Consider the following 25,977-nt stretch of genomic DNA (forward strand, 5'->3'; position numbering starts at 1 on the left):
GTGCACGCGCCGCACGGTGTCCCGCGCAGAGCGACCGCCCTTCGCTGCGGCTACAATGACGGACTATTTCATCATCCGGTACAGGGCCTGTCCGTCATGAACCAGAACGCCAATCCGAGTCCGTCGGGCGTGAAATCGCCCAAGCGCGAACACACGCGCGGCGCCGCGCTGCCCGCGCTTTTGCAACGGCGCATCCTCATTCTCGATGGCGCGATGGGCACCATGATCCAGCGCTACAAGCTCGATGAAGCCGCTTATCGCGGCGAGCGCTTCAAGGATTACGACCGCGATATCAAAGGCAACAACGAGTTGCTGTCGATCACGCAGCCGCAGATCATCCGTGAGATTCACGACAAGTATCTGGCTGCGGGCGCGGACATCATCGAGACGAACACCTTCGGCGCGACGCGTGTGGCGCAGGCCGATTACGGCATGGAAGAGCTCGCGGCCGAAATGAACCTCGCATCGGCGAAGCTCGCGCGCGAAGCCTGCGATGCTTTCTCGACGCCCGACAAGCCGCGCTTCGTCGCCGGCGCGATCGGACCGACGCCGAAGACCGCGAGCATTTCTCCGGACGTCAACGATCCGGGCGCACGCAACGTCACGTTCGACGAGCTGCGCAATACCTATTACGAGCAGGCCAAGGCGCTGCTCGATGCGGGCTGCGATCTGTTCCTCGTGGAAACCATCTTCGACACGCTGAACGCCAAGGCCGCGCTTTTCGCGCTCGATGAACTGTTCGAGGACACTGGCGAACTCGTGCCGATCATGATTTCAGGCACCGTCACGGATGCATCGGGGCGCATTCTTTCGGGGCAAACGGTCGAGGCGTTCTGGAACTCGCTGCGTCATGCGAAGCCGCTCACGTTCGGGCTGAACTGCGCATTGGGCGCGGCGCTGATGCGTCCGTACATCGCGGAACTGGCGAAGCTGTGCGACACCTTCGTGTCGTGCTATCCGAACGCGGGCCTGCCGAACCCGATGAGCGATACCGGCTTCGACGAGACGCCGGACGTGACGTCGGGCTTGCTGAAGGAATTTGCCGAAGCCGGTCTGGTGAATCTCGCGGGCGGGTGCTGCGGAACGACGCCGGAGCATATCGCGGAGATTGCGAAGGCGCTGGCGGACGTGAAGCCGCGCGCCTTTCCCGCTCAGTACCGCGACGCCGCCTGACATCAAAGAGACAAGACAATGACCGATCACACGATGCGTCTTTCCGGCCTCGAGCCGTTCAACGTCACCGATGGTTCGCTTTTCATCAACGTCGGCGAGCGGACGAACGTGACAGGCTCGAAGGCGTTCGCGCGCATGATCCTGAACGGCCAGTTCGACGAAGCCCTTGCCGTCGCGCGCCAGCAGGTCGAAAACGGCGCGCAGGTCATCGACGTCAACATGGACGAGGCCATGCTCGATTCGAAAGCCGCCATGGTGCGCTTTCTGAATCTGATCGCCTCCGAGCCCGACATCGCCCGCGTGCCGATCATGATCGACTCGTCGAAGTTCGAGGTGATCGAAGCGGGCCTCAAGTGCGTGCAAGGCAAGGCCATCGTCAATTCCATCTCGCTGAAGGAAGGCGAAGATGCGTTCCGCCATCACGCGAACCTGATCCGCCGCTACGGCGCAGCCGCCGTCGTAATGGCCTTCGACGAGCAAGGCCAGGCCGACACCTTCGAGCGCAAGACGCAAATCTGCAAGCGCTGCTACGAGATTCTCGTGAAAGAAGTGGGCTTCGCGCCCGAAGACATCATCTTCGATCCGAACATCTTCGCCATCGCGACGGGCATCGAAGAGCACAACAACTACGCGGTCGATTTCATCAACGCGACGCGCTGGATCAAGCAGAACCTGCCGTACGCGAAGGTCAGCGGCGGCGTATCGAATGTGTCGTTCTCGTTTCGCGGCAACGATCCGGTGCGCGAAGCCATCCATACGGTGTTCCTGTATCACGCGATCCAGGCCGGCATGGACATGGGCATCGTCAACGCGGGTCAGCTCGGCGTGTATGCCGACCTCGACGCCGAACTGCGCGAGCGGGTCGAAGACGTCGTGCTCAATCGCCGCGAAGACGCGACCGATCGTCTGCTCGAGATCGCCGACAAGTTCAAGACCGGCGCGGCGAAGAAGGAAGAGAACCTCGAATGGCGCAATCAGCCGGTCGAGCAGCGTCTTTCGCATGCGCTCGTGCACGGCATCACGAATTTCATCGTCGTAGATACCGAGGAAGTGCGCGCGAAGATCGAGCAGGCTGGCGGCCGCCCGATCAACGTGATCGAAGGTCCGCTGATGGACGGCATGAACATCGTCGGCGACCTGTTCGGCGCGGGCAAGATGTTCCTGCCGCAAGTCGTCAAGTCGGCGCGCGTGATGAAGCAGGCGGTGGCGCACCTGATCCCGTTCATCGAAGAAGAGAAGAAGCGCATGGCCGATGCCGGCGCGGACGTGCGCTCGAAGGGCAAGATCGTCATCGCGACCGTCAAGGGCGATGTGCACGACATCGGCAAGAACATCGTGTCGGTGGTGCTCCAGTGCAATAACTTCGAAGTGGTCAACATGGGCGTGATGGTTCCTTGCGCGACCATCCTGCAGAAGGCGAAGGAAGAAGGCGCGGACATCATCGGCCTGTCGGGGCTCATCACGCCGAGCCTCGAAGAGATGGCCTACGTCGCGTCCGAAATGCAGCGCGACGAATACTTCCGCGGCAAGCAGACGCCGCTTCTGATCGGCGGCGCGACGACCTCGCGCGTGCATACCGCCGTGAAGATAGCGCCGCACTACGAGGGGCCGGTGGTCTATGTGCCGGATGCGTCGCGTTCGGTGTCGGTCGCGTCGAGCCTGTTGTCGGACGAGGGTGCGGCGCGTTATCTCGACGAACTCAAGAGCGACTACGAACGCATCCGCTATCAGCACGCGAACAAGAAAGCGCAGCCGATGGTCACCTACGCCGAGGCGCGCGCGAACAAGACGAAGATCGACTGGAACGCGTACACGCCGAAGAAGCCGAGCTTCATCGGGCGGCGCGTGTTTCGCAATTACGACCTCGCCGAACTGGCGAAGTACATCGACTGGGCGCCGTTCTTCCAGACGTGGGACCTCGCCGGCCCGTATCCCGCGATTCTCAACGACGAGATCGTCGGCGAATCGGCGCGGCGCGTGTTTTCGGACGGCAAGTCGATGCTCTCGCGCATCATCCAGGGCCGCTGGCTGACGGCGAACGGCGTCGTCATGCTGCTGCCGGCCAACACGGTCAACGACGACGACATCGAAATCTACACGGACGAATCGCGCTCGCAAGTGGCGATGACCTGGCGCAATCTGCGGCAGCAAAGCGTGCGTCCGGTCGTCGATGGCGTGATGCGTCCGAATCGCTCGCTGGCCGACTTCGTCGCGCCGAAGGAATCGGGCGTGAAGGACTACATCGGCCTGTTCGCGGTCACGGCCGGGCTCGGCGTCGACAAGAAGGAGCAGCAGTTCGAAGCCGATCACGACGACTACAGCGCGATCATGCTGAAGGCCCTCGCCGACCGTTTCGCGGAAGCATTCGCCGAAGCGCTGCATGCGCGCGTGCGTCGCGAACTGTGGGGCTATGCCGCGGACGAAACGCTCGACAACGAAGCGCTGATCGCGGAAAAGTACGTCGGCATCCGGCCCGCGCCGGGTTATCCGGCGTGCCCGGATCACCTCGTCAAGCGCGATATGTTCGAAGTGCTTCAGGCGGATGAACTCGGCATGAGCGTCACCGAATCGCTGGCCATGTTGCCGGCCGCCAGCGTGTCGGGCTTTTACCTCGCGCATCCGGACAGCACGTACTTCTCGGTCGGCAAGATCGGTGACGATCAGGTGCAGAGTTTCGCCGAGCGCATGGCGATATCGTCGTCGGATGCGGAACGGGCGCTCGCTCCGCTTCGTTGATTGCGCCCACGCAACATATTCCCCGCCTGATAGCCGGAAACAGGCAGGCTTTCGGCGGGAACATTTTGATTTCCGTAGACTGGTAGCCGCGATAGGCCGTCACGACGACGGCCACGCATTCTTTCGTCACGGAGAAAGTCGCATGAAGAAGATGACGTCCGCCGTAGCCGTTTCGATCGCCGCGGCTGTGTTCGCTGCGTCGGGTTCGGCTGCCTTTGCACAGGCCAGCAGCACCGAGGCTTCGTCCTACTCGCCGCCGCAAACGGAACACAAGAAGAAGCCCAAAAAGCCGAAGAAGCCCACGACGGCCAAGCCGGCGCCGGCTGAAGGCGGCCAGTCGCAGTAAGCGCACGCTTCACAGCAGAAGAAAAAAACCCGCATCGTCCGTTGCCGATGCGGGTTTTTTTCGCGCTGCTGAATGTGCAGGCCAGGCGTCACACGCCCCAGAGAATGTCCTTGTTCTCTTTCTGCGCAAGCCGAAGCATGTCCAGAAACGGATAGGCGCGCTGCGCGAGTCCGATGGGAATCTCATGCGGATCGTGGCCCGCCTCGCCTTCATGGAAATGCCCGTCGTGTTCCGCGCGCTCTCTCTTGTCGGTCACGATGGCCACTTCGAGCTTCTGAATGGCGACGGGCAGTTCGGCCGGCGTAATGACGCCCCGCTCCGACAGAGGCTTGCCGATGATGCCAAGCAAATACTCCGCGAGGTTATCGAGCATCATGACATCGGGTGCAGCCATGGTCTTGAATGTAATCAGCATGGGAAGGTCCTTTTCCTTTTGTTGGATGACAGCCGGCTTTCTATACAAATCCTGTTGCAAGCGCCGACGAGCCTGTTCTTCGCTGACAGCCACCCTCTTTAGACAGTTTAGCATTTGCTAAACTCCCGGTTTAGCAATGTCTCACGCCCGAATCGCGCGTGGTTTCACGTCGTTTCGCGTGGCTCTTCACCAGGCGGTTGGCTCCGAAGCCGCGTCGCACGGCGCCTCGCTTCGCCTTCATCCTTCGCATCCGCACCCGCTTCACCGGATCACATTCAGCATGCTGCCCGCACACAAAGAAATCCTGGAAACGCTCATCTCCGACGCGGTCAAGCAGGTCGCGCAATCCACGCAAGGCGCGACTGAAGCCGCCTTCATCGCACCTGCGATCGTCCTCGAAAGGCCAAAGGTTGCCGCGCATGGCGACGTGGCGTCGAATGTCGCGATGCAACTCGCGAAACCGCTGCGCGCGAATCCGCGTCAACTTGCGCAGCAGATCGTCGATGCCCTGCTCGCGCATCCGGACGCGAAGGGGCTGGTCGAGAGCGCCGAAGTCGCCGGTCCGGGCTTCATCAATCTGCGTCTCGCCGCGAAGGCGAAGCAAGACGTGATCCCGGCGGTGCTCAACGATGCCGCCGCCTTCGGCCGCTCGACGCGCGACGCGGGCAGGCACGTGCTCGTCGAATTCGTGTCGGCGAATCCGACCGGGCCACTGCACGTCGGCCACGGCCGCCAGGCCGCGCTTGGCGACGCGCTGTCGAACCTGCTCGCGACGCAAGGCTACGACGTGCATCGCGAGTTCTACTACAACGACGCCGGCGTGCAGATCGGCAACCTCGCGATTTCGACGCAGGCACGCGCGCGCGGCTTCAAGCCCGGCGACGCCGAGTGGCCCGAAGCAGCGTACAACGGCGAATACATCGCCGACATCGCGCGTGACTACATGGCGGGCGCGACCGTCGCGGCGAAGGACGGCGAGCCGGTCAAGGGCCGTGGCGACGTCGACGATCTCGAAGCAATCCGCACGTTCGCGGTCGCCTATCTTCGTCACGAACAGGACATGGACCTCACCGCGTTCGGCGTGAAGTTCGATCAGTTCTATCTGGAGTCGTCGCTGTACAAGGAAGGCCGCGTCGAAGAGACGGTGCAGGCGCTGATCGATGCCGGCAAGACCTACGAGCAGGACGGCGCGCTGTGGCTGCGCACCACCGACGACGGCGACGACAAGGACCGCGTCATGCGCAAGTCCGACGGCACGTACACCTACTTCGTGCCGGACGTCGCCTATCACGTCACGAAGTGGCGGCGCGGCTTCACCAAGGTCATCAACATTCAGGGCTCGGACCATCACGGTACGATCGCTCGCGTGCGCGCCGGCTTGCAGGGACTCGGCATCGGCATCCCGAAGGGTTATCCCGATTACGTGCTGCACAAGATGGTGACCGTCATGCGCGACGGTCAGGAAGTGAAGATCTCGAAGCGCGCGGGCAGCTACGTCACCGTGCGCGATCTGATCGAATGGTCGGGCGGCATGACGCCGGGCAGCGAAGCCGCGCCCGATCAACTCGACGAAGACACGATCCGCCGCGGCCGCGACGCCGTGCGCTTCTTCCTGATCTCGCGCAAGGCGGACACCGAATTCGTGTTCGACATCGATCTCGCGCTGAAGCAGAACGACGAGAACCCGGTGTACTACGTGCAATACGCGCACGCGCGCATCTGCACGATTCTGAGCGACTGGAAGGACCGCTACGCCGGCGACATCGCGCAAGCGGCGAAGGCCGACCTGTCGCCGCTCGCGAGCGATCGCGCGATGGCGCTGCTCAACAAGCTCGCCGAGTATCCCGAGATGCTCGCGCACGCCGCCGACGAACTCGCGCCACACGCCGTCGCGTTCTATCTGCGCGACCTCGCTGGCGAATTTCACTCGTTCTACAATGCCGAGCGCGTGCTGGTCGACGAAGAGAAAGAGCGCACGGCCCGCATCGCGCTGCTCGCGGCCACGCGCCAGGTGCTCGAAAACGGTCTCGCGACCATCGGCGTGTCCGCGCCACAGAAAATGTAAGCGCATCTCCGCTCCTGTCGCGCGCCCTGTAACTTTGTGACTACAGGGCGTGCGCGGACGCGAGCATGGCGCGGGCGCGCGTGACGCGACCGCTATAATCGTCGGCCAACTCGAAGACTTTTTTGCAGGTTATTCATACGATGGCAACACCACGCCGCACGTCGAAGCAGTCGCAATCGAAGCAAACGGGGGGAACCTTTCTCGGCATCGTGCTGGGTCTGATCGTCGGACTCGCGATCGCCGTGATCGTCGCGCTGTACATCACTCGCGCGCCGACGCCGTTCGTGGCGAAGGTCGCGCCGCCGGCATCGGAAACCTCGTCCGCGCCCGCTGCGCAGCCGTACGACCCGAACCGTCCGCTGCAAGGCAAGACGCCCGGCCAGCCGGTGCCGCAGGCCGCGCAACCGACGCCGCCGAACACCGCGCCCGGCCAGAGCAACAATCAGACGCAGTCGTCGGGCATGCTCGACGAACCGCAGATCGTCGAAGTCCCACCGACCATCGGCTCGACGGCTTCCGCGCCGAAGAGCGGCAGCGCGGCCATCGCGAGAAAGCCTGAAGCGGCGCCGGGCACGAACGGCTCGACGAGTTCGCCGACGGCCGCCACCACGCCGCCGAAGGCTGGCAGCGCCCCGCCCGCCACCGCGAAGACCACGCCGCCCGCTCCCGGCGATGTGAACACCGGCTACTTCCTGCAAGTCGGCGCATACAAGACGCAATCCGATGCCGAACAGCAGCGTGCGCGTCTCGGCTTCCAGGGCTTCGAATCGAAGGTGACGCAGCGTGATGCGGGCGGCGTGACGTACTATCGCGTGCGTATTGGTCCGTTCGCGAAGTTCGAGGACATGAACACGGCGCGTCAGCGCCTGTCCGATGCAGGCGTCGATACCGCCGTGATCCGCTTCTCGAAGCAATAAGGTCGTACATGCATGACCTCGCCCGCGCCGCCGCACGAAAGCTGCGCGGGCGAGACCAAGAGCGGCGTGCAGCCTTAAGCCTGGTTTAAGCGTCGTATGTCCCACTTATGGGCCTTTTACGCGGCTGCTACGTTGCCATCACCTGCTCCTTCGCTCTCTTTCCGATCATGAAAAAACTGTTCAGCGCCTTCGCCCTTTTCCTCGGCATCGCCGCCGCATCGTTGAGCGTCGCGGACGTGGCATCCGCCGCTCCTGCCGCAGGCAAGGACTACACGGTGTTGCAGGCGCCGCAGCCGGCTGGCGCCGAAGCGGGCAAGATCGAAGTCATCGAGTTCTTCTGGTACGGCTGCCCGCACTGCAACGAGTTCGAGCCGTATCTCGAAGCGTGGGAAAAGAAGCAGGGTCCGGATGTCGTGTTCAAGCGCGTGCCGGTGGCGTTCCGTGACGACTTCATTCCGCATTCGAAGATGTATCACGCGCTCGTGGCGCTCGGCGTCGCGGAGAAGGTCACGCCGGCCGTCTTCAATGAAATCCACGTGAAGAAGAACTACCTGCTGACGCCGCAGGCGCAGGCCGACTTCCTCGCGACGCAAGGCGTCGACAAGAAGAAGTACATGGATGCGTACAATTCGTTCTCCACGCAGAGCGACATCAAGCGCGACGCCAAGCTGCAGCAGGACTACAAGATCGACGGCGTGCCGACGGTCATCGTGCAGGGCAAGTACGTCACGGGCCCGGCGCAGACGAACAGCCTGGAAGGCACGACGCAGGTGATGGACTTCCTCGTACAGCAAGTCCGCGCCAAGAAAATGTAACTACGCAAAAGCCGGTATGAACGCAGGTTCTTTGAAGGTTTTCATTACCGGCGCGTCGAGTGGAATCGGCCAGGCGCTGGCCGAAGAATACGTGAAGCGCGGGGCCGTGATCGGCCTCGTCGCCCGGCGCGCAGACGCTCTCGCGGCATTCGCCGCGCGCCATCCCGCAGCATCCCTCTCCCTCTACCCCGCCGATGTCCGCGATCCGGAAGCGATCGCCGATGCCGCGCGCCGCTTCATCGCGGAGCACGGCACGCCGGATATCCTGATTGCGAACGCGGGCATCAGCGAGGGCGCGCTGACTGGACACGGCGAACTGGAGACGTTTCGCGCGGTAATGGACGTGAACTACTTCGGCATGGTCGCGACGTTCGAGCCGTTCGTCGCGTCGATGACGGCGGCGCGGCGCGGCACGCTCGTCGGCATTGCGAGCGTCGCCGGTGTGCGCGGGCTGCCGGGCTCGGGCGCTTATAGCGCGTCGAAATCGGCGGCGGCGAAGTATCTGGAATCGTTGCGCGTGGAACTGAGGCCGCACGGCGTTGCGGTCGTCACCATCGCGCCGGGCTACGTGCGCACGGAGATGACGGCGCGCAACCCGTATCCGATGCCGTTTCTGATGGACGCCGACCGCTTCGCCGCCAAAACCGCCGATGCGATCGCCCGCAAGGTGCGTTACGCGACGTTTCCGTGGCAAATGCGCATCGTCGGCATGCTGCTGCATGTGCTGCCGCGCTGGCTTTACGACGCGGTTTTCGAGCGCGCGCCCCGCAAACCGCGCGGGAATCAGTCGGCCCAGTAACCGGCTGAATGCTCGACCGGACGAAAAAAATCCGGCCTGACGGCCGGATTTTTTTCGTCCGCCGCACGGGGCGGCTCATTCAACGCCGCCCGCGCGGAGCCTCAGAACGCCACGTACGGCGGACTGTTCGGCAGGTCGTATCCGACGTAGACGTGTCGCCCGAAGAAGAACGGCAAGCCGAAGTCGAAGTATCCGGTCATTCCGAGACGACCCGCAAGGCTGTTGAACGCATACTTGCCGCCGCCCGAAGTCAGCGTGCGCGCGCTCACGACGCTGAACGGCACCGTCGCCGTGTTGCCTTCGCTTCCCTTCACCGTCGCGGAAAGCGACTGCTCCGAACTCGGGCAATAAAACACGCTCGAACTGGAACATAGTGTGAAGTTGTCCTGGAAGAACAGGCCGTTCGATCCCGAATCGAAGAACATCTGCAGCGTCGCGCCCTTGTACGTGCCGGTGAGGTCGCCGAACGTGTCGGTGCCGAGCTTCGTCACGCCGGTCAGCGCGTTGTTGCTCTGCGTGCCGATGCCGAAGACCAGCGTGCCGGTCGCGCTCGCCGCACCGGTATCCGGCACCGGCGGCAACTGGAGAATCACGCCGTTGTTGTCGACGGGAAACTTCGTGACCGGATTCGTGACTTGCTGCACCACCGGAACCGTCGTCCCCGTGCAGTTCGTGCCGTTCGCGCACGAGAAATACATGCTGTTCTGGGCGGTGGTTGCGCAGTTCCTGCCGCAATCGTAAGTTGCCGGCCCGATGCCCAGAATGCCGTTCGCGCCGATATCGGCAGTGGAGTTTTCGTCGTTGCCGGACGGACAGCCGTTCAAGCCCGTCGGCGCCGCCGATGCATCGAGATCGCCGATGATCTGCACCGGCACTGCGCTCGCCAACTCCGTGCCCATGCGCACGTCGGCCTGACGCACCGTGCCCCACGTAAAGCCGTCGGCGAAACCGGCGCATTCGGCCAGTTGCCCGCCGTTCGCCGCGCTGATCGTCGGCAGGCTGCCGATGACCGACTGCGCCGCCGAGTTCAGGATGCGCAGGCCGAACGACGCCGTATCGAGCTGGATATGGTCAATGGTCTGGCAAACATTGGTGCCGGGCGCGCACACCGTCACGGAGACGTTCGGGATGTTGACGAACTTGGCGACGCCCGCGTCGACCGTGATCGGCACTGCGTTCGTGCCGTTCGCGGCGGTGGGCTGTGCGTTCGCCGTGCTGGACGAGCCGCCGCCCGAACCGCCCGACGAGCCGCCGCTCGAGCTGGAATGATCGTCGCCGCCGCCGCCGCATGCGGCAAGCGTCAGCGCGAGAAACAGCGCGCTGAACCAGCGGACTGCATTGCCGGTGCGCGAGGAGGAAGCCGCGCCGGGGCCGAGTGTCGTTCTACGCATGTCGGATTCTCCGGTCGCTTACTGAATGTCGCTGGCGGATACGCCGGCGGGCAAAGACTGCGGGAGGTACGCGCTTCCCACGAACGCACCCATATGGCCGCCGGAATTCACGACGAGACCGGAGTCCTGGACGCTCACCGGGCCACGTCCGCCGCGTGCGGTGCGCTGCGCGAGCAGGCCCTGCTGATACTGCGGAAAGTAGCTGCCGAGCAGCGTCGCGAGGTCCGGCATCCGCGGCCCGCGCCAGGCGATGCCGAACACCGCGCCCGCCGACGACACGTATTCGTTGACGACCGTTCCGCTCGCGAGCGTGGTCGTGCGGACGGTGTAATCGGATGCGGCCGATGCGCCCGATGCGGCGGCATGCACGACCGCCTTCGCGGTGGTCGCGCCTTGCGGCGCGTTCAGCGGGTCGCCGCCGAGTCCCGCGTGCGCGGGCACGACGGCGCATACGCCGACCACCCCCGCGATCAAGGCCAACGACGCCTTGAGATGCCCATGACGAGCCTGCTTCAGTGCCTTCACTGGGCCTCCTGTCTGTTCCTGTGAATGTGTGCCTCGCGCGGCCCCTCGGGGCGGCGCGGCCATGACGTTTCGGCGACGTTTCCGCCGCTTTTCTGCGCACCGGTGATGGACGCTGTAGCCATCAGTATGCCAAACCCGCGAGATTGGCTTCCGGGCGGGTGTCGAGCGGTGGCTGAGAATGGAATCGTAAGACCAGGAAAAGTTCCGAGTATATCGATCGTTTGCGAAAAGCAACCATCGACGGAACGAGCAGACGCGACAAAGCGGAACGCATCGAACGATGCGCTCCGCTTGGCTCCGGCTACAGCCGGCAGGAAGCCTCAGAAGCCGAGGCTGGCGAGCAGATCGTCGACTTGCGACTGATCCTGCACGACGTCGCTGCGTCCCTGCGGATTGATTTGCGGGCCGTTCAGCAGCGATTCCGGGTTGCCGGCGCTCGCCGACACCAGCGCCGCCGCCGATGCCGCGAACTGCTCCCGGCGCTCCGGCGCGATGTTTTCCAGCAGAACGCCGAGCAATTGCTGCTCGATCAGATGCACGACATCCGTGATCTTCTTGATGACCTGTCCCGTCAAGTCCTGGAAATCCTGCGCGAGCATGATCTCCAGCAGTTGCGCGTTGGTCGCCTGCGTCTTTTCCGGCACGCCTTGCAGAAAACTGCGCGTCTGCGCGAGCAGCTCGGCTGCCTCGCCCTGCGCGAGCGGCGCGCCGTACCATTGCGCCCAGCGCGCATCGAGCGCCTGCGCTTCGGCCTGCATCGCTTCCTGCATCGGCTTGGCGAGTTCGATCGCATTCAGCGCGCGGTCCGCCGCCTGCTCGGTCATCGTCGCGACGTACTTCAGGCGATCGCGGGCGTCCGGCACGGCTTCCGCCGCCGCTTCGAGCTGCTTGTCGAGCCCAAGCTCGCGCATCGAGTCGCGCAGCGTGCGCGTCAGCTGGCCGATGCGCGCGAGAATGCGGTCGCTCGACTGATCGCCGTCACTCTCGACACTCGCCGCAGCGAATTCAGTGGTCAGATCGTTCACGATCAGCTCCCCGTTTTGGCCATCTTCTCGAGAATCTTGCTGAGCTTCTCGTCGAGCGTGGCCGCCGTGAACGGCTTCACCACATAACCATTCGCGCCCGCCTGCGCCGCCGCGATGATGTTCTCCTTCTTCGATTCCGCCGTGACCATCAGCACCGGCAGATGCGACAGCGCCGCGTCGGCGCGAATCTGCTGCAGCATCGAGAGGCCGTCGAGGTTCGGCATGTTCCAGTCGGAGATCACGAAGTCGAAACCGCCGCCGCGCAGACGCGCGAGGCCCGCTGCGCCGTCTTCGGCTTCGTCGACGTTCGAATAGCCGAGTTCTTTCAGCAGATTGCGCACGATACGGCGCATCGTCGGAAAGTCATCGACGACGAGGATCTTCATGTTCTTGTCCATCACTACTCCCTTGTGTTCTTCAACGCGGCGACGCCGCACATTCAATCGAAAAATCAGACGCGCTGTACGCGGTCGCCCATCGATGCCAGCCGCGCCATCACGCGGCGGCTCATTTCAGAAAGCGGCGCGATATCACTCGCGCCGCCCATTGCAATCGCTTCGCGCGGCATGCCGAACACCACGCAACTTGCTTCGTCCTGTGCAAGCGTGTACGCGCCCGCCTGCTGCATCTCCAGCAAGCCCGCCGCGCCGTCCCGGCCCATGCCGGTCAGGATCACGCCGATCGCGTTCTTGCCCGCGTGCTGCGCCGCCGAGCGGAACAGCACGTCCACCGACGGCCGATGGCGGTTCACCGGCGCCGCATCCGAAAGATGCGCGACGTAGTTCGCCCCGCTTCGCGCGAGCACCAGATGCGCGTGGCCCGGCGCGATATACGCATGGCCCGGCAACACCCGCTCGCCGTGCTCCGCTTCCTTCACCGTGATGCGGCACAGCCCGTTCAGGCGCTGCGCGAACGACTTCGTGAATCCCGGCGGCATGTGCTGCGCGATCATCACGGCGGGCGCATCGGGCGGCAACGGCACGAGCACTTCGCGAATCGCCTCCGTGCCGCCCGTCGATGCGCCGACGATCACGAGCTTTTCCGTCGAAACGAGCGGATTGTTCAGATGCGGCGTTACCTTCGGCGCCGCATGCGCCGATGCGGCGGCCACGTGCGTCATCTGCCGCACGCGCGCCCGGGACGCCGCGCGCACCTTGTCGGCGAGCTTTTCGGCGTAGTCGAGCATGCCGTCGCGGATGCCGACCTTCGGCTTGGTCACAAAGTCGACCGCGCCGAGTTCCAGCGCGCGCAGCGTGATTTCATTGCCGCGCTCCGTCAGCGACGACACCATCACGACCGGCATCGGCCGCAGGCGCATCAGCTTTTCGAGGAAGTCGAGGCCGTCCATGCGCGGCATTTCGACGTCGAGCGTCAGCACATCGGGGTTGTGCAGCTTGATCAGTTCACGCGCGACGAGCGGATCGGGTGCGGTCGCGCAGACGTGCATGTCCGGCTGCGCGTTGATGATCTCGGTCATCAGGCTGCGCACGAGCGCCGAATCGTCGACGCACAGCACCTTGATTTTTGGGGTGTTCGGCGTGCTGCTCATGCTTCCTCCGTCGTCTTGATGCCGCGCAGCGCGCCCGGCGCGCCGAACAGTTCCACGCGCGGCTTGCGCAGCGTGGCGCTGGACGCACCCGCCGTGCCGGCGCCGAACAATTCGACACGCGGCTTCCCGTTCGCCGGGGCCGGGGCCGCCGCCTTCGCGCGATCGACATTGAACAGCTCGACACGCGCCCGTGCCCGCGCGAGCCGGTCGGCGCGCTCTTCCGGCGTGCGCGTGACGAGCGCCTGCTCGCGTTCGACGACGACCGGATCGTGCTGCGTCTTCAGCTTCTTGACCATCACCTGTCCGGTGCGCGGCATGAACGCGACCTTGCGCGGGTACATGCCCTGCAAGTCTTCCGCGACGATGCGGATCTTCTCCAGCGCGAGATAGCGGCGCACGAATTCCGAATTGCGATCGCCGATGTTGATCGTCGTCATGCCCGCGAGCACCGCGCCGCCGCCGAACACTTTCGCTTCGAAACGCTCACGGCGTCCGCCGCGCTTGATGAGCTCGTTGATGAGCACTTCCATCGCGTACGCGCCGTAGCGCATCGAATCCGAAGAGGCATGCGACGGGTCCGAGCCGTCGTCGGGCAGCATGAAGTGGTTCATCCCGCCGATACCCGCCGTGCGATCGTTGATGCACGCCGCCACGCACGAGCCGAGCACGGTCACGAGCACCATGTCTTCGCTCGTCATGTAGAACTCGTTCGGCAGCAGCTTCACGCCCGGCTTCTTGAAATGATTGTCGAAATAGAGATTCGACGCGATCGGCAGTCCGCTCATGCCGGCTCTCCCGCGAGCGTGCGAGCGGGCTTCGCCGCGCCGGCCGGCTTCATGTCGCGCGTCAGTTCGTAGACGGTCTGTCCGCGCAGCCTGAACGCCTGCGACACATACGTGAAGTTCTCCGAATGTCCGGCGAACAGCAGCCCGCCCGGTTTCATCAGCGGCTCGAAGCGCGAGAGCACCTGGCCCTGCGTCGGCTTGTCGAAATAGATCATCACGTTGCGGCAGAAGATCGCGTCGAACGGGCCTTTCACGTCGTAGCGCGCGTCGGTCAGGTTGACGCGGCCGAACTGCACCATTGCGCGCAATTCAGGGCGCACCTTGACGAGGCCCGCTTGCGCGCCCTTGCCCTTCAGGAAGAAACGCTTGAGGCGCTCCACCGGCATCCCCTTGACCTGATCGAGCGAGTACACGCCCGCGTCGGCCTTGGCGAGCACCTGGCTGTCGATATCGCTTGCGAACACCGTGCAGTGGCGCGCGGCCTGTTCGCCGAGCGCTTCGACGAGCGTCATCGCGATCGAATACGGCTCCTCGCCCGTCGATGCCGCCGAGCACCATACCGACACCGGCTGCTGACGGCGCTTGACGAAGTCCGCGAGAATCGGAAAGTGATGCGACTCGCGGAAAAACGCGGTCAGATTGGTCGTCAGCGCGTTGACGAAGGCTTCCCACTCGGCGCTGTCGTCGTTCGATTCGAGGCGGTCCAGATATTCCTTGAAGGTATCCAGGCCGCATGCGCGCAGGCGTCGCGCGAGCCGGCTGTAGGCCATGTCGCGCTTGTGATCCGACAGGGAGATGCCCGCGCGGCGGTGAATCAGCTCGCGGATGCGAGCGAAGTCCGTTACGGTGAATTCGAAGTCGCGCTCGACTTCCGGACCGCGTATGCCCCCGGCGAGTTCGACGCGTGCCTTGTGTGCGTTCGGCGTTGCCATGATGATGTCTCGTGCTTTACTGGCGTCGTCATTGACGCTTGCTTGAGGCTTGCTCGACGCTCGCCTCTTTACCGCGCGCCGGGGTCATTCGCTTGCTGGCTGTCCAGCGGTGATATGCCTAGAAGGTTTCCCAGTCGCCGTCATCGGCGGTGGTGGCCTTCGCGCGCGGCGCGATTGCAGCCGGTGCGCTTGCTCGCGGCGCGGCTTTCGCGACGCTCGCGGGCTTGCTTGCTTCGCGGCTCTTATCCTTGATAACGGCCGTATCCGGCGCGACGTTAGGCTCTTCTGAAACTTTTGCGGCGACCGGCGCTTTCACCGGCTTTGCGGCCACGACGGGCGCGGACGCCGCCGACACCGGCTCCACGCGCGCTTCCTTCGTACCCTTGATGGCAGCCGATGCCAGCCGCGACGCCGCCACCGATGCGCTCGGACGCGCCGGTGCCGCCACCGCCGCGCCGTCGATGCGCCATTGCCCGACGACGCCCTTCAGCTGCCGCGTCTGCTCTTCGAGCGATGCCGCCGCAGCCGCCGCCTCTTCGACGAGCGCCGCGTTCTGCTGCGTCACGCTGTCCATCTGCGTGACCGCGCGATTGACCTGCTCGATGCCGTCGGACTGCTCCTCCGACGCCGCGCTGATCTCGCCCATGATGTCGGTCACGCGGCGCACGGCCTGCACGATCTCGCCCATCGTCTCGCCGGCGCGCGTGACCAGTTCCGATCCGCTTTGCACCTTGTCGGCCGAATCGCCGATGAGCGCCTTGATTTCCTTCGCTGCCGCCGCGCTACGTTGTGCGAGCGAACGCACTTCTCCCGCGACGACCGCGAATCCGCGTCCTTCCTCACCGGCCCGCGCCGCCTCCACCGCCGCGTTCAACGCGAGGATGTTGGTCTGGAACGCGATGCCCTCGATCACGCCGATGATGTCCACCACCTTGTTCGAACTGGAGGCGATCGCGTTCATCGTATCGACGACCTGCTCGACGACCTGGCCGCCGCGCGACGCGATATCCGATGCGTTCACCGCAAGCTGGCTCGCCTGACGCGCGTTGTCCGCGTTCTGCTTCACCGTGCTCGTGAGTTCTTCCATGCTCGACGCGGTTTCCTGCAGCGACGCGGCCTGCTCTTCCGTACGCTGCGACAAATCCGTGTTGCCGCTGGCGATTTCATGCGCGCCCACGTCGATGGATTCCGCGCCGCGATGCACCGCGCCGACCATGGTCGTCAGGCTCGCGCGCATGTGCTCGATGCCCGCGAACAGACGGCCGATTTCGTTCTGGCTGTCCGAATGTGCGGGCTTCGTCAGATCGCCGCGCGACATGCGCTCGAAATGCTCGACGGCTTCGTTGATCGGCCGCACGATGAGTCCGCCCAGCGCGTAGCGCGTGCCGAACAGGATCAGCACCGACAGGCCGAGCAGCCCGCCGATGACGCCGATCAGCGTCGAGTTCTGCGCCGACGCGCTCGACTGCGACTGCTCCGCATGCTTCTGCTGGAACAGGACCGCGGCGGTCACGGCCTGATCGAACGCGACGAACATCGGGCTGATCTTCGTGTCGGCGATCGCGTGATACGCGGCCATGTCGTTCGCGCGGATCGCGGCAAACTCCGGTTCGACGCCGCTCTTCACCAGCGTGTCGTGCTGCGCGACGAGCGCATCGAGCGTCTCTTTCGGCAGCATCGGCTTGTTCGTGTTCAGGTAGAGCTTCCAGTTCTCATCGCTCTTGTCGAGCAGATACTGGCCGCGGTCCAGCGCCTTCTTCGCTTCGGCTTCGTTACCCGCTTCGGCGAGCGAACGCACGCGGTCCAGCGTGATGCGCGCGCGCAGCAGATACGACGACGTTTCCGACAACGCGCGCATCGCAACCATGTCTTCATGCGCGAGCGACGCGAGCGAGGCGCTCGCGGAACTCAGGCCGACGAGCGACAGCGCGCCGATGACGGCCGCGCAACCGACGAACAACAGACCGACGAGCGTGAGCGTCGTGCGGATCGACAACTTCTTGAGCATGGCTTCCTTCCTTGGCCGGCGACGCGTGCGAGCGCTTTCTTAGGCGGCGACGGAGTCGATCAACTCCATCTCGCGGCTGGTCATCAGCTTTTCGATATCCATCAGGATCAGCATGCGGCCGTCCACCGTGCCGAGGCCGGTGAGATATTCCGAAGTGAGCGTCGCGCCGAATTCCGGGGCCGGCATCACTTGCTCCTGCGTGAGCGTGAGCACGTCGGACACGCCATCGACGACCATGCCGACCACGCGATGCGCGACGTTCAGGATGATGACGACGGTCTGGTTGTCGTACTCGACGCGGCCCAGGTTGAACTTGATGCGCATGTCCACGATCGGCACGATGATGCCGCGCAGATTGATGACGCCCTTGATGAACGCCGGCGCATTCGCGATGCGCGTGACGCTGTCGTAGCCGCGAATCTCCTGCACCTTCAGGATGTCGATGCCGTATTCCTCCGCGCCCAGCGTGAAGACGAGGAATTCCTGCCCTGCTGCTTCGGCGTGCTGTGCATCGCGGCGCGAAAGCGCGGCTTGAGTCGATTGGATGTCTGCCATGGGAATCCCCAAAGTCGGTCGTTGGTTTAGTGGGTATGCGAGTGCTGCGCCCGCGATTCGCGGTTGAGCGCGGCTACGTCGACGATCAGCGCGACGCTGCCATCGCCCAGAATGGTTGCGGCGGAAATGCCGTGCACCTTGCGGTAATTCGTTTCGAGGTTCTTCACGACCACTTGCTGCTGGCCGACGAGTTCGTCGATCAGCATGGCCATGCGCCGCCCTTCGGTTTGCAGGATCGTGACGATGCCCTGCGTCGGCTCGGTGCGCGCGCCTTCGACGTCGAACACGGAATGCAGCGCGACGAGCGGCAGGTATTCACCGCGCACGCGCACCACGCGTTCACCGTTGGCGACCGTGTAGATGTCCTCGGCGACGGGTTGCAGCGACTCCATCACGAAGTTCAGCGGCAGAATGAAGATCTCGTTGCCGACCTTCACCGACATGCCGTCGAGAATCGCGAGCGTGAGCGGCAGCACGATCTTCGTGGTGGTGCCCGCACCCTGCCGCGACATGATTTCGACGTGACCGCCCATCGACTGGATGTTGCGCTTCACCACGTCCATGCCGACGCCACGGCCGGAAATATCGGTGACTTGCTCCGCCGTCGAAAAACCCGGCATGAAGATGAGCTGCCACACTTCTTCGTCGCTCATCGATTCGCTGACCTGCATGCCCTGCTTCTGCGCCTTCGCGAGAATCTTGTCGCGGCGCAGGCCGGCGCCGTCGTCGCTGACTTCGATGACGATGTTGCCGCCGTGATGCGCCGCCGACAGCACGAGCTGCCCGGTCGCGGGCTTGCCGGCCGCGCGGCGCGCTTCCACGGTCTCGATGCCGTGATCGAGCGAATTGCGCACGAGGTGCGTGAGCGGATCGATGATGCGCTCGATCAGGCTCTTGTCCAGTTCGGTCGCCTGACCGAACGTGACGAGTTCCACTTCCTTGCCGAGCTTGCCCGCGATATCGCGCACGAGGCGCGGGAAGCGGCTGAATACGTAGTCCATCGGCATCATGCGGATGGACATGACGGCCTCTTGCAGATCGCGCGCGTTGCGCTCGAGCTGCGCCATGCCGTTGAAAAGACGGTCGTGCAAGGCGGGATCGAATGCGCTCGTGGTTTCCGCGAGCATTGCCTGCGTGATGACGAGCTCGCCCACCAGATTGATGAGCTGATCGACCTTCTCCACGCCGACGCGAATCGAGCTGCCTTCCGCCGATGCCGCCGCGGCCGGGCGCGCCTTCTTCTCGGCGTCGCCCGTTGCGGTCTTCTGTTTTTCATTCGATGACGGGATGGCGGCGGCCACGTTCACCGCCGCCTTCGCCGTGTCCTCGTCCTTCTGCTGAGCCGCGGATGCGGGCGCGTCCTGCGCCTGCGATACGACCGGCCGAGCCTGCGGCGTCTGTTGCTCCGGCGCCGGAGCCGCGCCTCGTTGCGCGTCGCCCCGGCCGATCGTGATCTGCGATTCATCGATCACGAAGCAGCAAACAGCCACGATGTCGTCGGCGGAGACGTCCGAATCGAGCCAAAGCACGAGTTCGGCGTCCGTCTTTTTCTCTCCGACGATGCTGCCCAGGTTCCCCAGCTCCTCGGTTAAGGTCGCCAGGTCCTTCTCGCCCACCCCCCGTAGCGTAATTTTCAGGTGGGGTCCTGCTTCCGCAGCCGACGCATCGGTTGCGGTTCCTTCGTTCTTTGCTTCAGTCGCGCCGTCGGCGATTTCGAATGCGCCATCCCAGTTGCCGTCGTCTTCGATGGCTTCGGCGGCCTGCGAGAGCACGTGCGCCGGCGGCGCGTTCGGGCCTTCGTAGGCCGGCGCCGGTGCGGCTGCGGCTGGCTTGATCACCGCCGGCGTCGCCGGCTCAGCGACCGCGACGGCCTGCTGCGCCGCGTCTTCGTTCTTGAGCCGTTCGAGCTTCGCGCAGATCGCGGCGGCGGCGGCTGCATCCGGTTCCTCGCTCGCGCGATACGCGGCGAGCTGATCGGAGAGGACGTCCTTCGTCGCGAGAAACGTGTCGATCATGTCGGGGCGCAGGACCAGCTCGTTGTTGCGTGCGCGATCCAGCAGCGATTCGAGGATGTGCGTCGTTTCGGTCAGCGCCGTGAAGCCGAAGGTCGCCGCGCCGCCCTTGATCGAATGCGCCGCGCGGAAGATCGCCGCGAGGTCTTCGGGATCGGGATTCGCGATATCCAGAACGAGCAGCAGTTGCTCCATCTGCGCGAGCAGTTCATCGGCTTCGTCGAAGAAGGTTTGATAGAACTGGGTAATGTCGAGTGTCATGCTTGTATCACCGCGAGAATGCTGTTGTGTTCCGTAATGCGTCGCCGCGTCCGTGCTTCAGTGCTGCGCCTGCTCTTGCGAGTCCGCGATCGCCGCGACCACTTCGGTCAGCAGGTCCGGATCGAGCGGCTTTTCGATCCAGCCGGTCGCGCCCGCCGCCCGCGCCGCGTCCTTGAACGGCTCGCCGTCTTCGGTCGTGAGGACGAGGATCGGCGTGGCCTTGTAGGCCGGATTCGCCCGCAATTCGACGATCAGGTCGAGCCCGCTCTTGCTGGGCATGTGATGGTCCGTGAGCACCAGATCGAAGCGCTCGGCGAGCGCCCATTCGAGTCCTTCGTTACCGTCCGACGCCACGGTCACCTCGTAGCCCGCTGTCGTCAGCGTGGCGGAGAGGATTTGCCGCATGGCGGCGGAATCGTCGATTGCCAGAATGTTCTTGATCATGTGTGTGTCTCGCGGTCTTGCCCTGATGACGGCCAAAACGTGTGCAGTCTTGAGCGTTTTTTTGACGCGATGCCGCTTAATTTGCGAGCTTGTTGAAAAGCGGCGCGGCGTCAGCCTTCACGGGCGCGTTGTCGAACACCGCGCCGCGCGTGCCGTCCTCGCGCAGCATCGCTGCTTCGGATCGCTGATTGAGCACGATCACGCTGATGCGGCGGTTCTCGGGATCGAGCGGATTCTGTTTGTTGAGGTTCTGCGTCGACGCGAGGCCGAGCACGCGCAGCACTTTCGCTTCGTCCATGCCGCCCGCGATCAGCTCGCGCCGCGACGCGTTCGCGCGGTCCGCCGACAGCTCCCAGTTGCTATAGCCCTTCTCGCCGCCGGCGTACTTCACGGCGTCGGTGTGTCCCTGCACGACGATGCGGTTCGGCACGTCGTTGAGCGTGCGGCCTATCTCGCGCAGGATGTCGCGCATGTAGGGCTGCACCGTATCGCTGGAGAGCGCGAACATCGGGCGCTTCTGCGTATCGACGATTTCGATGCGCAAGCCCTGTTGTGTCGACTCGATGCGAATCTGCTGCTTGAACTGCTGCAGCGTCGGGTTCGCTTCGATCGCCGCCATCAGCTTCACTTGCAGGTCGTGCAGGCGCACCTGCTCGCGGCGCTCTAGTTCGGTTGTCGCTTGCCTGAGCGCTTCGTCGTCGACTTCGTTGCGCGGGGTGCGCGCGTCGGTCATGCGGGTGGTGCCGGGGTCGGGGCTCGAAATGTCGCGCCCGCCGCCGGTGATGATGCTCGAATCCATGCCGACCGTTTTCCCGCCGACCATCGCGGCTTTCAGCGGCATGTTGAAGTATTCGGCGATGCCGCGGCGCTGCACCGGCGAGGTGGACGACAGCAGCCACATCAGCAGGAAGAACGCCATCATCGCGGTCATGAAGTCGGCATAGGCGAGCTTCCACGCGCCGCCGTGATGCCCCTTCGCGCCCCTGCCGACGACACGCTTGATGAAGATCGGCCGATCCTTTTCGCTGCTCATGTCGTCACTTCGCCTTCACGCGGCGCACGTGTTCTTCGAGTTCCGAGAACGACGGACGCTCGGTCGAGAACAGCACCTTGCGGCCGAACTCGACCGCGATCGCGGGCGCATAGCCGTTGAGGCTCGCGAGGATCGTCACCTTGATGCACTGGAACATCTTCGTCTGCTCGGCGACACGCTGCTCCGCGATGTTCGCGAGCGGCGCGATGAAGCCGTACGAAAGCAGGATGCCGAGGAACGTGCCGACGAGCGCCTGCGCGATCATCTCGCCGAGCACCGCGGGCGGCTGGTCGGCGGACGCCATCGTGTGCACGACGCCCATCACTGCGGCGACGATGCCGAACGCGGGCATCGCATCGCCCACTTTCGAAAGCGCCTGCGCGGGCGCTTCGCCTTCGGCGTGATGCGTTTCGATCTCCTCGTCCATGAGGCTTTCGATCTCGAACGCGTTCATGTTGCCGCCGACCATCAGGCGCAGATAGTCCGTCAGAAATTCGACGATGTGATGGTCCGCGAGAATCTTCGGGTACTGGCTGAAAATCGGGCTCTTGTTGGGATCTTCGATGTCGGCTTCGAGCGTCAGCGTGCCTTCCTTGCGCGCCTTGGCGAGCAGCACGTAGAGCAGCCCCATCAGTTCCATGTACACGTCCTTGTTGTACTTGGAGCCTTTGAAAAGCGTGGGGATGACGAGCAGCGTCGCCTTGATCGTCTTGATTCCGTTGCCGAGGATGAATGCGCCGATGCCCGCGCCCGCGATCATCAATATTTCGACCGGCTGCACGAGCGCGCCAAGGTGGCCGCCTTCGAGCGCGTAACCGCCGAAAACGGACAGCAAGGTCACGAGCGTTCCAACAAAGATCAGCACGGGCAAGTCCTCGGGTTTTGTTGCGGATGACCGGCCTGAGCGCGCGGTTAAGGATGTTTACGGCATGCGGGGAGAAAACTTTTAGGCGGGCGCCGTGGGGGGCTTGCGGCGTAATGGCGCAATGGCGTAATACCGCGCGCCGTCTTGCGGTCGACGCGGCAAAGCGTTCAGACGATCTGCGCGACCGGCACGTCGGCGGTTTGCGTGATTGCCGCCGCCTTGCCCTTGTCCGCGAGCGAGGAAAGAATCGCGTGATCGTCGAACCGGAAGCGGCACAGCAGATGGCTCGATGAAGCCACCCTCAGCGCCTGCGTCGGCGTCAGCGTAGACACGACTTCCGCGACGCGCTCGGACAGTCCGAGGCGGAACATCGCCGCAACGCGGTCTTCCTGCAACAAGCGCTGCGCGAGAAGCAAGTACGACAGATTCACCTCGCGGATTTCCGCGAGCACGCCTGTAATCGTGGCCGTCATCTTTCCCCCGAGTCGATTCTTGGCTGGTCAGGCCGTGCGGGAAACGTTTGCTCGAATGCGCCAAAAAAAGCCGCATTCGGCCCCGCATATGTCGGCTGATTGTCGCCCAGTGCGGTATGCGCGCCTATCGGATGAACACACCGACTCGCCGACGGAAATCCGCCCGCGGTCGTGTAGGAAAAAGTCGTACACGCGCCCGATGCCTGCTGCTCGGCAGAGGCTTTATCGGCGAAAAGTGGCGTGACTTTAGGAGCGACGCCGAAGGAACGATTTTTGCTGTGAAACGATTTACCGCGCTGATTGCGTGTCGGACGGTTCCGACCGTTTTCGCCCCGGTGCAATTTCTCACTTCGTAACAGCCGTTGTTTCGCGCTGTAACAACGTTAAGCGATTGAAAATTGACGTGTAATGCGGCTCTCGATCCCGATAATGAACGTAAGGGATAACCCGGTCGAGGGCCGGAACCGACCTTGGGCGGCCTGAGCGACGAACTCGCTGCACGCGCGCTGCCCGTCCGAATGGCATGCGTCGATCGTTCAACCGGCTTCACCGCATGTTCACACGAATGCTTTGCACAGGGCCGGAGTCACGTCAGAAACGCCGCTCCGCCGCTGAATTGCAAGGACCGCAAAGGCGTCGAACCGCCACTCGCGGACCACACTGGAGAACCACGTTATGCGAATCGCACAAATTGCACCGTTGCACGAAGCAGTCCCTCCGAAGTTTTACGGCGGCACTGAGCGCGTGGTGTCTTATCTGACGGATGCACTCGTCGATCTCGGCCACGACGTAACCTTGTTTGCAAGCGGCGATTCGCAAACCCGTGCGACTCTCGAAGCGGCCTGGCCACGCGCGCTGCGGCTCGACCCGACCATCCGCGATCCGCTCGCCCCGCACATGCTGCTGCTAGAAACGGTTCGCCGCCGCGCGCATGAGTTCGACGTGCTGCACTTCCACCTCGACTACATGCCGTTCCCGCTGTTCTCGCAAATGGATACGCCTTTCGTCACGACGCTGCACGGCCGTCTCGATCTGCCCGAACTGCAACCGATGTTCAACACGTTCACCGACGCGAACGTCATCTCGATTTCGAATAACCAGCGTGGCCCGCTGCCGCAGGCGAACTGGCTGAACACGGTCTACCACGGGCTGCCGGACGATCTGCTCACGCCGCAACCGGAGAAGAAGCCGGAATATCTCGCGTTTCTCGGCCGCATCTGTCCTGAAAAGCGCGCGGATCTCGCCATCAAGATTGCGGCGCAAAGCGGTCTTCCGCTGAAAATCGCGGCGAAGGTCGACAAGGCCGACCAGGACTACTTCAAGTCGACGATCGAGCCGCTGCTGTCGCAGGCGCACGTCGAATTCGTCGGCGAAATCAACGAGGCGCAGAAGCCGGAATTCCTGTCGGGCGCAAAGGCGCTGCTGTTCCCGATCGACTGGAACGAGCCTTTCGGTCTCGTGATGATCGAAGCGATGGCGTGCGGCACCCCGGTCATCGCGTTCAATCGCGGATCGGTGCCGGAAGTCATCGATCATGGCGTGACCGGGTTCATCTGCGAGGACGTGCAGGGCGCGGTGGGCGCACTGCATCGGATCGACGAACTGTCGCGCACCGAAATCCGCGCGCAATTCGAACGCCGCTTCAGCGCAAAGACGATGGCGCAAAACTATGTCGACACCTACACGTCGATGCTCCAGGCCGCGAAGCGCCCGGTGCTGCGTCAGGTTGCAGTGGGCTAATACCTTCCCTTCTCGCTGCCACTTTGGAATGCCGCCCAATCGGGCGGCATTTCTTTTTGTGCCGCCGAAGCTGCGCGCCCCGTGAAACGCGCAACGATCGACCATTTTTGACAGTTCAGGAAATGAGCCGCGCTTAAACTGCGCTCCGCAGAAGCAAACGGCTTTCTCGCGTCAAATCAACGATCTTCATCTTTTCTCGGGGCTGGATCATGCAATTGTCGAAGCGTCTCGGCGCTGAAATTTTCGGTACCTTCTGGCTCGTGCTGGGCGGTTGTGGCAGCGCGGTTCTGGCCGCTGGATATCCCGGACTGGGCATCGGGTTCGTCGGCGTTTCACTCGCCTTCGGCCTCACCGTGCTGACGATGGCCTATGCCATCGGCCACGTGTCCGGCTGTCACCTGAACCCGGCCGTGAGCATCGGGCTCACGGTCGCGGGACGCTTTCCGGTGCGCGATCTCGCACCGTACATCATCGCGCAGGTGGTCGGCGCGACGCTCGGCGCGTTCGCGCTCAAGCTGATCGCGACCGGCGCGCCGGGCTTCGACCTCTTCGCAAGCGGCTTTGCGGCGAACGGTTTCGGCGATCACTCGCCGGGCCACTACACGATGATCGCGGTGCTCGTCTGCGAAGTCGTGATGACGTTCTTCTTCCTGTTCGTCATCCTCGGCGCCACCGACGACCGTGCGCCGAAAGGCTTTGCACCGATCGCCATCGGCCTGTGCCTGACGCTCATCCACCTGATCTCGATTCCGGTCACGAACACGTCGGTAAACCCGGCGCGCTCGACGGGTCAGGCGTTTTTCGTCGGCGGCTGGGCGCTGGATCAGCTTTGGCTGTTCTGGATCGCGCCGATCGTTGGCGCGGCCATCGCGGGCATCGTTTATCCGCTGCTGACTTCCGAACCGCAAGCGCGCAAGGTCGCTGCCGTCACACAGTAAGCGGCTCTACGCAGTCAAAGAAACGGGCGCCTGATGCGCCCGTTTTGTTTTTCCGCGCCGCGTGCGCGCGCCCCGCATTAAAAACGCGCGACAGATGTAATGGCGCATTACGCAATCCGCTTAATAACGTCACTGCACCGATGGCGCTTCTCCGCTAAACCCTCGCCATATAAGG

The 25,977-nt window shown here is 63.8% G+C and carries 24 protein-coding genes; 9 read left to right on the plus strand and 15 right to left on the minus strand.

Features of this window, described 5'->3' with window-relative positions:
- Positions 1-96: 96 nt before the first annotated feature.
- The 3 genes from AB6804_RS08430 (at position 97) to AB6804_RS08440 (ending at position 4,255) form a co-directional block, all read left to right on the plus strand.
- On the plus strand, positions 97-1,173 hold the full coding sequence (locus AB6804_RS08430; RefSeq protein WP_370886068.1) for a homocysteine S-methyltransferase family protein: 1,077 nt from the start codon (positions 97-99) through the stop codon (positions 1,171-1,173).
- A gap of 18 nt (positions 1,174-1,191) precedes the next feature.
- Entirely contained in the window at positions 1,192-3,909 is a 2,718-nt protein-coding gene (gene metH / locus AB6804_RS08435) for a methionine synthase (protein ID WP_370886069.1), read from the plus strand.
- A 142-nt stretch (positions 3,910-4,051) separates the two neighbouring features.
- The gene (locus AB6804_RS08440; protein WP_052005886.1) at positions 4,052-4,255 is read left to right on the plus strand and encodes a hypothetical protein; all 204 of its coding nucleotides are present in this window, start codon (positions 4,052-4,054) and stop codon (positions 4,253-4,255) included.
- Positions 4,256-4,343: 88 nt separating this feature from the next.
- Here the strand turns inward: AB6804_RS08440 and AB6804_RS08445 are convergent, their stop codons facing one another.
- Complete coding sequence (locus tag AB6804_RS08445; RefSeq protein WP_035967092.1) at positions 4,344-4,670, minus strand: DUF1840 domain-containing protein; 327 nt, start codon at positions 4,668-4,670, stop codon at positions 4,344-4,346.
- Positions 4,671-4,950: 280 nt separating this feature from the next.
- Between AB6804_RS08445 and argS the strand changes: the two genes are divergently transcribed.
- The 4 genes from argS to AB6804_RS08465 all read left to right on the plus strand — a co-directional run bounded on the left by argS (position 4,951) and on the right by AB6804_RS08465 (position 9,266).
- Positions 4,951-6,735: an arginine--tRNA ligase gene (argS, locus tag AB6804_RS08450; protein WP_370886070.1), complete on the plus strand. Its 1,785-nt coding sequence runs from the start codon at positions 4,951-4,953 to the stop codon at positions 6,733-6,735.
- Positions 6,736-6,875: 140 nt separating this feature from the next.
- On the plus strand, positions 6,876-7,652 hold the full coding sequence (locus tag AB6804_RS08455) for an SPOR domain-containing protein (protein ID WP_370886071.1): 777 nt from the start codon (positions 6,876-6,878) through the stop codon (positions 7,650-7,652).
- Positions 7,653-7,819: 167 nt separating this feature from the next.
- Positions 7,820-8,467 carry a thiol:disulfide interchange protein DsbA/DsbL gene (locus tag AB6804_RS08460; protein ID WP_370886072.1) on the plus strand — a complete coding sequence of 216 codons (648 nt, stop codon included), beginning with the start codon at positions 7,820-7,822 and terminating at the stop codon, positions 8,465-8,467.
- 16 nt (positions 8,468-8,483) lie between these two features.
- Entirely contained in the window at positions 8,484-9,266 is a 783-nt protein-coding gene (locus AB6804_RS08465; RefSeq protein ID WP_370886073.1) for an SDR family oxidoreductase, read from the plus strand.
- Positions 9,267-9,367: 101 nt separating this feature from the next.
- Here AB6804_RS08465 and AB6804_RS08470 read toward each other — a convergent pair whose 3' ends face one another.
- From AB6804_RS08470 to flhD, 14 genes are all read right to left on the minus strand, one after another.
- The gene (locus tag AB6804_RS08470; protein WP_370886074.1) at positions 9,368-10,657 is read right to left on the minus strand and encodes a DUF3443 domain-containing protein; all 1,290 of its coding nucleotides are present in this window, start codon (positions 10,655-10,657) and stop codon (positions 9,368-9,370) included.
- An 18-nt stretch (positions 10,658-10,675) separates the two neighbouring features.
- On the minus strand, positions 10,676-11,182 hold the full coding sequence (locus AB6804_RS08475; RefSeq protein ID WP_370886075.1) for a DUF2844 domain-containing protein: 507 nt from the start codon (positions 11,180-11,182) through the stop codon (positions 10,676-10,678).
- Between the two features lie 320 nt (positions 11,183-11,502).
- A complete protein-coding gene (gene cheZ, locus AB6804_RS08480) occupies positions 11,503-12,207 on the minus strand; it encodes a protein phosphatase CheZ (RefSeq protein ID WP_035967101.1) in 705 nt (234 codons plus the stop codon).
- Positions 12,208-12,209: 2 nt separating this feature from the next.
- Entirely contained in the window at positions 12,210-12,605 is a 396-nt protein-coding gene (gene cheY, locus AB6804_RS08485; protein ID WP_035967103.1) for a chemotaxis response regulator CheY, read from the minus strand.
- Positions 12,606-12,658: 53 nt separating this feature from the next.
- Positions 12,659-13,756, minus strand: a complete 1,098-nt coding sequence (locus tag AB6804_RS08490; protein ID WP_370886076.1) for a chemotaxis response regulator protein-glutamate methylesterase — start codon at positions 13,754-13,756, stop codon at positions 12,659-12,661.
- Positions 13,753-14,541, minus strand: coding sequence for a chemoreceptor glutamine deamidase CheD (cheD, locus tag AB6804_RS08495; protein ID WP_370886077.1), 789 nt, complete (start codon positions 14,539-14,541; stop codon positions 13,753-13,755). Before cheD ends, AB6804_RS08490 begins: the two co-directional genes overlap by 4 nt.
- Positions 14,538-15,473 carry a CheR family methyltransferase gene (locus tag AB6804_RS08500; protein WP_370886078.1) on the minus strand — a complete coding sequence of 312 codons (936 nt, stop codon included), beginning with the start codon at positions 15,471-15,473 and terminating at the stop codon, positions 14,538-14,540. Before AB6804_RS08500 ends, cheD begins: the two co-directional genes overlap by 4 nt.
- 118 nt (positions 15,474-15,591) lie before the next feature.
- Entirely contained in the window at positions 15,592-17,481 is a 1,890-nt protein-coding gene (locus tag AB6804_RS08505) for a methyl-accepting chemotaxis protein (protein ID WP_370886079.1), read from the minus strand.
- A 39-nt stretch (positions 17,482-17,520) separates the two neighbouring features.
- Positions 17,521-18,036 carry a chemotaxis protein CheW gene (gene cheW / locus AB6804_RS08510; protein WP_035967113.1) on the minus strand — a complete coding sequence of 172 codons (516 nt, stop codon included), beginning with the start codon at positions 18,034-18,036 and terminating at the stop codon, positions 17,521-17,523.
- Positions 18,037-18,062: 26 nt separating this feature from the next.
- Positions 18,063-20,309 (minus strand): chemotaxis protein CheA, encoded by a 2,247-nt coding sequence (gene cheA / locus AB6804_RS08515; RefSeq protein WP_370886080.1) that lies wholly within the window; start codon positions 20,307-20,309, stop codon positions 18,063-18,065.
- 57 nt (positions 20,310-20,366) lie between these two features.
- Positions 20,367-20,753 carry a response regulator gene (locus AB6804_RS08520; RefSeq protein ID WP_035967116.1) on the minus strand — a complete coding sequence of 129 codons (387 nt, stop codon included), beginning with the start codon at positions 20,751-20,753 and terminating at the stop codon, positions 20,367-20,369.
- A gap of 76 nt (positions 20,754-20,829) precedes the next feature.
- The gene (motB, locus tag AB6804_RS08525; protein WP_370886081.1) at positions 20,830-21,786 is read right to left on the minus strand and encodes a flagellar motor protein MotB; all 957 of its coding nucleotides are present in this window, start codon (positions 21,784-21,786) and stop codon (positions 20,830-20,832) included.
- A 4-nt stretch (positions 21,787-21,790) separates the two neighbouring features.
- Entirely contained in the window at positions 21,791-22,651 is an 861-nt protein-coding gene (gene motA / locus AB6804_RS08530) for a flagellar motor stator protein MotA (protein ID WP_370886082.1), read from the minus strand.
- A 167-nt stretch (positions 22,652-22,818) separates the two neighbouring features.
- Positions 22,819-23,124: a flagellar transcriptional regulator FlhD gene (gene flhD, locus AB6804_RS08535; protein WP_370886083.1), complete on the minus strand. Its 306-nt coding sequence runs from the start codon at positions 23,122-23,124 to the stop codon at positions 22,819-22,821.
- 675 nt (positions 23,125-23,799) lie between these two features.
- Here flhD and AB6804_RS08540 point away from each other — a divergent pair.
- Positions 23,800-24,864 (plus strand): glycosyltransferase family 4 protein, encoded by a 1,065-nt coding sequence (locus AB6804_RS08540; RefSeq protein WP_370886084.1) that lies wholly within the window; start codon positions 23,800-23,802, stop codon positions 24,862-24,864.
- A 209-nt stretch (positions 24,865-25,073) separates the two neighbouring features.
- Complete coding sequence (gene aqpZ / locus AB6804_RS08545; RefSeq protein ID WP_370886085.1) at positions 25,074-25,802, plus strand: aquaporin Z; 729 nt, start codon at positions 25,074-25,076, stop codon at positions 25,800-25,802.
- The last annotated feature ends 175 nt before the right edge of the window (positions 25,803-25,977 follow it).

It is taken from the genome of Caballeronia sp. RCC_10 (assembly GCF_041360715.1).
In the GTDB taxonomy this organism is placed as follows: Bacteria; Pseudomonadota; Gammaproteobacteria; order Burkholderiales; family Burkholderiaceae; genus Caballeronia; species Caballeronia grimmiae.